Annotated in this window: 9 protein-coding genes; 5 read left to right on the forward strand and 4 right to left on the reverse strand. The window is 62.0% G+C overall.

Features of this window, described 5'->3' with window-relative positions:
- Positions 1-400 precede the first annotated feature (400 nt).
- Both tsf and rpsB read right to left on the reverse strand, forming a co-directional pair.
- On the reverse strand, positions 401-1,276 hold the full coding sequence (gene tsf, locus ABYW26_RS06470) for a translation elongation factor Ts (RefSeq protein ID WP_372603970.1): 876 nt from the start codon (positions 1,274-1,276) through the stop codon (positions 401-403).
- Between the two features lie 81 nt (positions 1,277-1,357).
- Entirely contained in the window at positions 1,358-2,116 is a 759-nt protein-coding gene (gene rpsB, locus ABYW26_RS06475; protein ID WP_372603971.1) for a 30S ribosomal protein S2, read from the reverse strand.
- 248 nt (positions 2,117-2,364) lie between these two features.
- Between rpsB and ABYW26_RS06480 the strand changes: the two genes are divergently transcribed.
- The gene (locus ABYW26_RS06480; RefSeq protein WP_372603972.1) at positions 2,365-3,270 is read left to right on the forward strand and encodes a pseudouridine-5'-phosphate glycosidase; all 906 of its coding nucleotides are present in this window, start codon (positions 2,365-2,367) and stop codon (positions 3,268-3,270) included.
- A gap of 83 nt (positions 3,271-3,353) precedes the next feature.
- On the forward strand, positions 3,354-4,100 hold the full coding sequence (locus ABYW26_RS06485) for a DUF502 domain-containing protein (protein WP_372603973.1): 747 nt from the start codon (positions 3,354-3,356) through the stop codon (positions 4,098-4,100).
- On the opposite strand, the gene ABYW26_RS06490 is transcribed toward ABYW26_RS06485, so the two are convergent.
- On the reverse strand, positions 4,101-5,144 hold the full coding sequence (locus ABYW26_RS06490) for a patatin-like phospholipase family protein (protein ID WP_372603974.1): 1,044 nt from the start codon (positions 5,142-5,144) through the stop codon (positions 4,101-4,103).
- A gap of 9 nt (positions 5,145-5,153) precedes the next feature.
- Complete coding sequence (locus ABYW26_RS06495) at positions 5,154-5,927, reverse strand: 3-hydroxybutyrate dehydrogenase (protein ID WP_372603975.1); 774 nt, start codon at positions 5,925-5,927, stop codon at positions 5,154-5,156.
- Positions 5,928-6,265: 338 nt separating this feature from the next.
- Between ABYW26_RS06495 and ABYW26_RS06500 the strand changes: the two genes are divergently transcribed.
- The 3 genes from ABYW26_RS06500 to ABYW26_RS06510 form a co-directional block, all read left to right on the forward strand.
- Positions 6,266-8,086, forward strand: a complete 1,821-nt coding sequence (locus tag ABYW26_RS06500) for an extracellular solute-binding protein (RefSeq protein WP_372603976.1) — start codon at positions 6,266-6,268, stop codon at positions 8,084-8,086.
- Entirely contained in the window at positions 8,087-8,200 is a 114-nt protein-coding gene (locus ABYW26_RS06505; protein WP_372603977.1) for an entericidin EcnA/B family protein, read from the forward strand. It abuts the gene before it with no gap.
- Positions 8,201-8,291: 91 nt separating this feature from the next.
- Positions 8,292-8,829, forward strand: a 538-nt coding sequence (locus ABYW26_RS06510; RefSeq protein WP_372603978.1) for an AMP-binding protein, incomplete at its 3' end; no start/stop codon positions are given.

An 8,829-nucleotide genomic window follows, 5' to 3' on the forward strand; every position in this document is an offset into this window, starting at 1 on the left:
CACTGCTCAGGCTGTGCTGAAAGCGTCATATCAGAACCAGATTTTCGCGCTTGGACCGCAGAATTAGGACGCATTGGTATGGAATCCCATACTGGCGTTTTAGACAGGTAAACGGCACATTTATCCTGTTCCGTGAGTGGTGGCTTTAGCCTTGGAACCCGGATCAGGAGAGCGTTGAATATTTCCTGCGTGTCTTGGTCTTTTGCTGACCTGCCGGTGTATAGGTCGCCGGCAGGGCCAGCGCCTAGGATGTCGGCCCTCATCCCCGATCGGCCACATCAATCACAGAAACGGTGCAGCTGTCCCGCTGCACCGTTTTTATTTACCTCAGGTCCGCCCACGAAAAAGCCCGCCCCGACGGATCGGAGCGGGCCTTGAATGCGGTCAGTGATCCGTCGGATCAGCCCTGAGCAGCCTTGGCCACTTCGGCAGCGAAGTCTTCTTTGACTTTCTCGATGCCCTCGCCCACTTCCAGGCGAATAAAGCCGACAACCTCGACACCGGCGTCTTTGGCAGCGGCGCCAACGGTGACATCGGGGTTGATGACGAACTGCTGGTTCAGCAAGGTCACTTCGGCCATGAATTTCTTCATACGGCCGTCGATCATCTTCTCGATCACGGCGTCGGGCTTGCCCGATTCACGCGCGATGTCGATCTGAACCTGCTTTTCTTTCTCGACCACAGCCGGGTCAAGATCAGCTTCGGACAGCGAGGCAGGGTTGGCAGCGGCGACATGCATCGCAACCTGCTTGCCGAAGGCTTCGTTGTCGCCTTTCAGCGCGACCAGCACGCCGATTTTGCCCATGCCATCGGTGGCGGCGTTGTGGACATAGGACACAACGGTGTCGCCATTGACGCTGGCCATCCGGCGCAGGGTCATGTTTTCACCGATGGTGCCGATTTTGGCGGTCACGGTTTCTTCGACCGACTTGCCACCCAGATCAGCGGCTTTCAGGTCGTCAAGGGTATCGACGCCAATCGCGGCTTGAGCGATCTGGCCGACCATGGCCTGGAATTCGGCGTTTTTGGCGACGAAGTCGGTTTCCGAGTTCACCTCGACCGCGACGCCTTTGCCGCCGGAAACGGCGACGGCGACAAGGCCTTCAGCGGCGGTGCGGCCGGATTTCTTGGCGGCTTTCGCCAGGCCCTTGGTGCGCAGCCAGTCAACCGCGGCTTCCATGTCGCCATCGGTTTCGGTCAGCGCTTTTTTCGCGTCCATCATGCCTGCGCCAGTGCTGTCGCGCAGGTCTTTCACCATAGCTGCGGTGATTGCCATCTCGGCTCTCCTCGTAGGTCTTAAAAGGGGTCGGGCGGGTCTTACCCCCGCCCGGTATCATTTCCGTGACAATCCCGGGGCTTATGCCTCGGCGACGGCTTCTTCGATCGGGGCTTCTTCAAAAGCACCGATGTCAACGCCGGCGGCGTCCATCTGGGCGGTCATGCCGTCCAGAGCAGCGCGCGACACCAGATCGCAATACAGCGAAATTGCGCGCGAAGCGTCGTCGTTGCCGGGGATGACATAGTCAACGCCATCGGGCGAGCAGTTGGTGTCGACAATAGCGATCACCGGGATGCCCAGCTTTTTGGCTTCGAGGATGGCCAGATCTTCTTTTTTGACGTCGATGACGAACAGCAGGTCCGGACGGCCGCCCATTTCACGGATACCACCAAGGCTGGCTTGCAGCTTGGCCTGATCGCGTTCCATGTTCAGACGCTCTTTCTTGGTCAGACCTTCAGCACCACCAGCCAGTTTCTCGTCGATGGCTTTCAGGCGCTGGATCGACTGCGACACGGTCTGCCAGTTGGTCAGCGTGCCACCCAGCCAGCGGTGGTTCATGTAATACTGAGCGCATTTTTCAGCGGCTTCAGCGACCGGGCCAGCGGCCTGACGCTTGGTGCCGACGAACAGGATGCGGCCGTTTTTGGCGACGGTGTCGCGCACGACTTTCAGAGCCTGGTCCAGCATCGGGACGGTCTGGGTCAGGTCCAGAATGTGGATGCCGTTGCGGTCGCCGTGGATATACGGCGCCATGCGCGGGTTCCAACGCTGGGTCTGGTGGCCAAAGTGAACGCCAGCTTCCAAGAGCTGACGCAGATTGAAATCGGGAAGCGCCATAACGTGTTCCTTTCCGGTTTGCGCCTGAGCGGGGTTAAAAGGGCTGCTGCCCAACCGGTGGACCGTAACGGGATGTCTCCCCGTCAGGCCCGAACCCCGCCTGTGAAGTGATCGCGCGTCTACCTGCCTTCGGGGCGGCTTGCAACCCCCTGCCCGCGTTTCCTGTGAAAATCACGCCGATTTCACGCGATTTCTTGCGCTTGTCCGGCCTATACGCCAGCCTTGGCCAATCGCTGACGAGGCCCGACATGACCGCTCCTATGAAATTCTCGCCCAAGGTGGCGTGTGCCCGGGCCGATGGCCGGCCGATTGTCGCGCTGGAAAGCACAATCATCACCCATGGCATGCCGTTCCCGCAGAACCTTGAGACCGCCCGCGCGGTCGAACAGGCAGTGCGCGATGCGGGCGCGGTTCCGGCGACGATCGCGGTGATGGCGGGCCATATTCACGTCGGTCTGGATGATGACCAGCTTCAGGCATTGGCCCGCGCCAATGACGTCCGCAAGATCAGCCGCGCCGATCTGGCGGTCTGTCTGACCCAAGGCTGGACCGGCGCCACCACGGTGGCCGCGACGATGATCTGTGCGCATCTGGCGGGCATTGCGGTGTTTGCCACCGGCGGCATCGGCGGCGTGCATCGCGGCGCGGATCAGAGCTTTGACATCTCGGCCGATCTGCACGAACTGGCGCAAACGCCGGTGACGGTGGTGTCGGCCGGGGCCAAGGCCATTCTGGACCTGCCAAAGACGCTGGAGGTGCTGGAGACCCTTGGCGTGCCGGTGATCGGCTATCAGACCGATCGCCTGCCGGCGTTCTGGTCGCGGGGCTCGGACCTGCCGGCGCCGCTGCGGATGGACAGCCCGGCACAGATCGCCGCCGCGCACCGGATGCGGGCGCGGCTGGGTCTGCCGGGCGGCCAATTGATCGCCAACCCGATCCCGGCCGAGGCCGAAATCGCCCACGACCAGATCGCCCCGATCATCGAGGCCGCGCTGCGCGACGCCGCAGGGATCACCGCGAAACAGGTGACACCGTTTCTGCTGAACCGGGTCTATGAATTGACCGCGGGCCGGTCGCTGACTGCGAATATCGCTCTGATCCTGAATAACGCCCGGCTGGCGGCCCGAATTGCCGATGAAATCAGCACAGGCTGAAAGATTTTGCATTGCCTTCGGGGGCCGACTTGTAGAGGCACAAGCTAGCCCATAGATTACGCGGGCAACAGGAATTCAGGCACATGTTCGAACAAGGCGACGAGACCCCTCCCCCCGAGGCGCATCCCAAACGGCGGCATCTTCCCTTTGCGGGGCTGCGGTCGTCGTTTCTGACCGGGCTTGTGGTGATCGCGCCGATCGGTCTGACCGTTTGGCTGATCTGGACCGTGATCGGCTGGATCGACGGGTTTGTCCTGCCGTTTGTGCCGATGGCTTATCAGCCCGAGGAATTGCTGAAACGCTGGTTCGGCGAAGACACCACGATCAACATTCGCGGCGTCGGCGTTGTGTTCTTTTTCTTCTTTACCCTGCTTGTCGGCTGGATCGCCAAGGGTCTGATCGGGCGGTCGCTGATTTCGTGGGGGGAAAACCTTGTCGACCGGATGCCGGTGGTGCGGTCGATCTATAACGGCGTCAAGCAGATCGCCGAGACGGTGTTTTCCCAGACCGGGTCGTCCTTCGACAAGGCCTGTCTGGTGGAATATCCGCGCAAGGGCATCTGGGCGGTGGCGTTCATCTCGACCACCACCAAAGGCGAGATCGACCGGCGCATTCCCCGCGACGAGCCGCTGATCAGCGTGTTCATGCCCACGACGCCGAACCCGACCTCGGGCTTTCTGCTGTTCGTGCCGCGTGAGGATGTGATCATTCTGGACATGAGCGTCGAAGACGCGGCCAAGCTGGTGATCTCGGCCGGTCTGGTCTATCCGCAAGACCGCAAGCCCGGCGAAAAGAGCGCGAAACCGGCTAAGGTTCCGCCCGCCTTGTAATCAGGTGCACAGTTTCTGAATATCGACCGTGCCGCGCCGGGCCAGATCGGCCTTGTGACGCTCAAGGAAACCATCCGCTGACGCGCGTCCGGCCTTTTTCAGGTCATGCAACAACGCCGGGTTGGTCACCGCCTTGGTCTGGGCACTGAGTTGCTGCATCAGCGTGTCGTCGGCGATCATGTGGACGTGAAGCTCTTTCATCGTGCCACGGACCAGTTCACCACTGTCCAGCATGTCCTTGACCAGTCCGATCGCCCGCAACTCGCGCAGCAATGAGGCGTTGAAGCTGATCTCGTTGATCCGGTTCTCGATCTCTTGCGGGCTGCGCGGCAGCTCGTCGCGCTCCAGCGGGTTGATGTTGACGATCACGATATCGCCCGGAAGCTTGGGGTCGAACAGCGGGAACAGCGCCGGGTTGCCGGTATAGCCACCATCCCAGAACGCATCAACGCGCCCGGTTTGCGGGTCGTCGATCTCGACCGCCTGAAACAGCGTGGGAAGGCAGGCCGAGGCCAGAATGGCATCGGTGTTCACCTCGTCACCGGTAAAGACCCGGACCTTGCCCGTGCGCACATTGGTTGCGCAGATGAACAGGCACGGGCCGTCTGCATGACAGACCCCGGTGAAATCCAGCTGATCCACAACCGAGCGCAGCGGGTTCTGATACAGCGGGCCATAGAAATACGGGCTGACCAGTTGCGCCGCGGTGCCCGCCAGCGCCATCGGCAGCGACATCTCCATCGCCTGACTCCACATGTCGGGGGTCGGGCTGAACAGGCTGAGCCAGCTTTCCAGCTTGGCGTCGCCCAGTTCGCCCCCAATCGTGCGCCACAGCCAGCTGAGGTTCTCGCGCGCGCCTTCACGACCGCCGGCGACGATACCGGCCTTGAAGGCCGCGGCATTCATCGCCCCGGCCGAGGAGCCGGTGATCGCGGCGATCTCGATGTCCTCGTCATCCAGCAGGCGGTCCAGGACGCCCCAGGTAAAGGCGCCATGCGCGCCTCCGCCCTGAAGCGCCAGATTGATGCGGATTTTTTCAGACATGGGGCGCGATCACAGCGCGGTCCAGCCGCCATCAACGCTGATCGTGGTGCCGGTGATCTGAGCCGCTGCATCCGAACACAGGAACACGGTCGTGCCGCCAACCTGTTCCACGGTGACGAATTCCTTGGACGGCTGACGCGCCAGCAGGACGTTCCGCACGACTTCTTCGCGGGTCATCTTGTATTCGCGCATCGTGTCGGGGATCTGAGCGTCGACCAGCGGCGTCAGAACATAACCGGGGCAGATCGCGTTACAGGTGATCGGCTCTTCCGCGGTTTCCAGAGCGGTGGTCTTGGACAGGCCGACCACGCCATGCTTGGCGGCGATATAGGCCGATTTGAACGGCGAGGCCGTCAGACCATGCGCCGAAGCGATATTCACGATGCGGCCCCAACCGGCCTTGCGCATCATCGGCAGCGCGGCGGCGGTGGTGTGGAACGACGACGACAGGTTGATGGCGATGATCGCATCCCATTTCTCGGTCGGGAATTCGTCGATCGGCGAGACATGCTGAATCCCGGCGTTGTTCACCAGAATATCGCAGGCGCCAGCCTGTTCGATCAGGGCGCGGCATTCGGCGCCGCTGGACATGTCAGCCTTGATATAACGGGCAGTCACACCGAATTCCTTGCCCAGCTCTGCGGCCAGTGCATGATCCGCATCCGTATCGGTAAACGAGTTCAGCACCACATTGGCGCCAGCACGGGCCAGCTCGCGCGCGACCCCCAGACCGATACCGGAATTGGATCCGGTGATAACTGCGGTTTTTCCCTTCAGCGACATGAACGAGCCTCCTGTAATCACTTGCTTTGCGGCCTGTCAGCGGCCGCGCGGGCGGACTATGAGACATGGATTCGGCTTTGGCGAGGGCCAATCCGGGCCTGCTTTAAAAAACCGCCGAATGCCCAAGGACTGCACAAATTTCAAAGCCAAAAAAAACGCCCGCACGAAGCGGGCGCTAAGTTATTGAGGCAGGTTTCATACAGGCAAGAAACCTATCGAGCAGTGCCTCCTTTATACGCAATGTCTTGCTTAGGTCCAAGCTAAAAGTTTGAAACTTCTAGGGTGCAGGCCTAGTGTCAGGCGCAAAGAATAAAGGGCAGACAGGGATTGTTCGGCAAATGGCATTAATGTTTTTAAGCGCGCGGTTGCGAATCGTCTGTGCGGCGATGGTGATTCTCTGGCCGGGAATCGCCCCGGCCGAGCCCGCGCATGGAATCGCCATGTATGGTGCCCCCGCCCTGCCCGCCGATTTTACCGCCCTGCCCTATGTGAACCCCGACGCGCCCAAGGGCGGGCGCATCGTTCTGGGCGAATCCGGCGGCTTTGACAGTTTGAACCCGTTCATCACCAAGGGCCGCGCACCGTTCGGGGTGCAGCAATTCGTGTTCGAGACCCTGATGGGCCGCAACTGGGACGAACCGTTCAGCCTGTATGGCCTGCTGGCCGAAAGCATCGACACCCCGCCCGACCGGTCCTGGGTCGAATTCACCCTGCGCCCCGAGGCGCGGTTCTCGGACGGCGCGCCGGTGACGGTCGAGGACGTGCTGTGGTCCTATGAGACTTTGGGCAGCATCGGCCACCCGCGTTATCACGGCGTCTGGAACAAGGTCGCCCGCGCCGAGGCCACCGGCCCGCGCAGCGTTCGCTTTACCTTCAACACGCCGGACCGTGAATTGCCGCTGCTGTTAGGCATGCGGCCAATCCTGCAAAAGGCGCAATGGCAAGGCCGCGACTTTGACGCCAGCGGCACCGATATCGTGCCGATCGGCAGCGCGCCCTATGTCATCGACCGGTTCGAGGCCGGGCGCTATGTCGTGCTGAAACGCAATCCCGATTATTGGGGCAACGACCTGCCGCTGCGGCGCGGGCAGATGAATTTCGATGAAATCCGCTATGACTATTTTGGCGACGGCGACATCGTGTTCGAAGCCTTTCGCGGCGGCGAGATCGACAGCTTCCGCGAACCCAATGCGGCGAAATGGGCCACGGCCTATGATTTCCCGGCGGTGCACTCGGGTGAGGTGATCCGCGCCGAAATCCCGCATCAGCGGCCCTCGGGCATTGCTGGTTTCGTGATGAACACCCGCCGCCCGGTCTTTGCCGACTGGCGGGTGCGGCAGGCGATGATCGAGGCGTTCAACTTTGAATTCATCAACCAGACCCTGAACGACGGCGCCGCGCCGCGCATCACCTCGTATTTCTCGAACTCGGCGCTGGCGATGCGCCCCGGTCCCGCCGGGGGTAAGGTGCTGGAGCTGCTGACGCCTTTTGCGGATGACCTGCTGCCCGGCGCGCTTGAGGGCTATGCCCTGCCGGTCTCGGACGGGAAACCATCGAACCGCAGCGCCCTGCGCCGCGCGACCGATCTGTTGGAACAGGCGGGTTGGCATGTTGGCGATGACGGGGTGCTGAAATCGGCCGAGGGCCAGCCATTCAGCTTTGACATCCTGCTGAAACAGGGTGCCACCGAAACCCAGCAGATCGTCGATATCTATGTTCAGGCGCTGAAACGGCTGGGGATCTTTCCGCGCATCACCTCTATCGACAGCGCCCAATATACCGAGCGCACCACCGCTTATGATTTCGACATGACCTATTATAGCCGCGCGCTGTCGCTGAGCCCCGGCAACGAGCAATATCTTTATTGGGGTCCCGAAGGTGTCACCGAACCCGGCAGCCGCAACTGGATGGGCGCCGACAACCCGGCGATCCCGGCGATGATCGACGCGCTGCTGAATGCGGGTTCGAACGACGATTTTCTGGCCGCGACACGGGCGCTGGACCGGGTGCTGACCACCGGGCGCTATGTCATCCCGATCTGGTATTCGCCCAATTCGCGGCTTGCCTATAAGAAACAGCTGCATTACCCCAAGACGATCCCGATTTACGGCGATTGGCTGGGGTTTCAGCCTGATATCTGGTGGTTTGCGGAGGACTGAATGAAACGCATCCTGATGATTTCCGCCCTGTTGGCCGTTGCGGCCTGTGGCACGGTCGAAGGCATTGGCGAGGACATCTCGGCCGGTTCGCGCATGGTGCGCGACGCGTTTTAAGTGGCGCGCCTGCGGCGCATTGTCTTGATCTCGGCGGCTGCGCCGCCTCGGGGATTGAGTATTTTCACCAAGAAAAAGACAAGGCGCGCTGATGCTTTCCCTGTTCGATGATGGCGCCTTCGCGCCCTGCCCCGCGCCGTTCAATCTGGCCGGGTATGTGCTGGCGCAGGCGGCGGCGCAGCCCGACAAGATCGCGCTGGCGGTGGTCGGGCCGCGCGGCGCCGAACGGTGGAGCTATGCCCGGCTGGAGGCGGCGGTTCTGGGCGTGGCCGGTGGATTGGCGGCGATGGGCCTGCCGCCGGGCGCGCCGGTATTGCTGCGGCTGGGCAATACGGTGGATTTCCCGATCGCGTTTCTGGCGGCGATTGCCGCCGGGTTGATGCCGGTGCCAACGGCGGCGGCGCTGACCGGGCCTGAGATCAGCAAACTGGCGGCGGAATTGGACCCGGCTTTGGTGATCGCCGGGCCGGGTGTGGCGCTGCCGGATCACGGCGCGCCGGTGTTGGACAAGGCCGGTCTAGAGGCGTTGTTCGATCATGCGCCGGGGACCTATGCGATGGGTGATCCCAACCGCCCGGCCTATATGATTTATACCTCGGGCACATCAGGCGTGCCGCGCGGCGTGGTGC

The sequence above is a fragment of the Actibacterium sp. genome (assembly GCF_041584535.1).
GTDB lineage: Bacteria > Pseudomonadota > Alphaproteobacteria > Rhodobacterales > Rhodobacteraceae > Actibacterium_D.

Bases quoted from the DNA above. Each gene is read 5' to 3' on its own strand.
- tsf (WP_372603970.1), bottom strand. From the start codon at position 1,276: ATGGCAATCACCGCAGCTATGGTGAAAGACCTGCGCGACAGCACTGGC.
- rpsB (WP_372603971.1), bottom strand. From the start codon at position 2,116: ATGGCGCTTCCCGATTTCAATCTGCGTCAGCTCTTGGAAGCTGGCGTT.
- ABYW26_RS06480 (WP_372603972.1), top strand. From the start codon at position 2,365: ATGACCGCTCCTATGAAATTCTCGCCCAAGGTGGCGTGTGCCCGGGCC.
- ABYW26_RS06485 (WP_372603973.1), top strand. From the start codon at position 3,354: ATGTTCGAACAAGGCGACGAGACCCCTCCCCCCGAGGCGCATCCCAAA.
- ABYW26_RS06490 (WP_372603974.1), bottom strand. From the start codon at position 5,144: ATGTCTGAAAAAATCCGCATCAATCTGGCGCTTCAGGGCGGAGGCGCG.
- ABYW26_RS06495 (WP_372603975.1), bottom strand. From the start codon at position 5,927: ATGTCGCTGAAGGGAAAAACCGCAGTTATCACCGGATCCAATTCCGGT.
- ABYW26_RS06500 (WP_372603976.1), top strand. From the start codon at position 6,266: ATGGCATTAATGTTTTTAAGCGCGCGGTTGCGAATCGTCTGTGCGGCG.
- ABYW26_RS06505 (WP_372603977.1), top strand. From the start codon at position 8,087: ATGAAACGCATCCTGATGATTTCCGCCCTGTTGGCCGTTGCGGCCTGT.